Here is an 898-nt window from a genome sequence, read left to right on the forward strand (position 1 = left end):
TGTGATTCATGACTGGGGTGAAGTCGTAACAAGGTAACCCTAGGGGAACCTGGGGTTGGATCACCTCCTTACCTTAATGATGACGAAGTTGTTGAGTGTTCACACAGATTGCCTTGATTCAAAGTAGTTAGAGCAAAGACCTGATGCGCCTTGGCGTGTCAGTGCTTGTTTGGCTAACGCCAAACGAGAGAAGCCCGTTCGTTGGGTTGGGGTGTGAATAGCGGCGCAAGTTGCTACCCAATTCAAAGTTAGCGATAACAACGAACAGCGCTAAAGGCCGCTAGCCTCGCAGGCTCGGCGTCGCCTTTACGAAAATCATTGCGAAGTGTCCTTCGCAAAACATGATTTTCGTCCCCTTCGTCTAGAGGCCTAGGACACCGCCCTTTCACGGCGGTAACAGGGGTTCGAATCCCCTAGGGGACGCCACTTCTCTTCTTGCTAAAAGAATGCAGACATAAGCAGTCGTGTTTATGTCTGTTTTCTTCGGAAAACATGCTCTTTAACAATCTGGAAAGCTGATTTAAAAAGTAGTTCTCAAACATTTGTTACAAGTGCTTTGGAAACTTCTTGGCGAAAACCAAATTTTATTTGGTCCTTGTTGTACGACAACAAGCCGTGCCGGTTTCACCGACACTTCTTGGGGTTGTATGGTTAAGTGACTAAGCGTACATGGTGGATGCCTTGGCAGTCAGAGGCGATGAAGGACGTACTAACCTGCGATAAGCCGTGAGCAGTCGGTAAGAGACATTACGACTCACGGATTTCCGAATGGGGAAACCCACTTAGCATAAGCTAGGTATCGCTACGTGAATACATAGCGTAGCGAGGCGAACCGGGAGAACTGAAACATCTAAGTACCCCGAGGAAAAGAAATCAACCGAGATTCCCTCAGTAGCGG

The 898-nt window shown here is 48.1% G+C and carries 1 tRNA gene and 2 rRNA genes; all 3 read left to right on the forward strand.

What is annotated here, in order from left to right:
• A 16S ribosomal RNA gene (locus tag PG892_RS22390) occupies positions 1-71 on the forward strand; the annotation flags it as partial.
• Positions 72-350: 279 nt separating this feature from the next.
• A tRNA-Glu gene (locus PG892_RS22395) sits at positions 351-426 on the forward strand.
• 223 nt (positions 427-649) lie between these two features.
• Positions 650-898: ribosomal RNA gene (locus tag PG892_RS22400) — 23S ribosomal RNA — on the forward strand; the annotation flags it as partial.

The organism is Aeromonas sp. QDB68, from assembly GCF_027707405.1.
GTDB lineage: Bacteria > Pseudomonadota > Gammaproteobacteria > Enterobacterales > Aeromonadaceae > Aeromonas > Aeromonas caviae.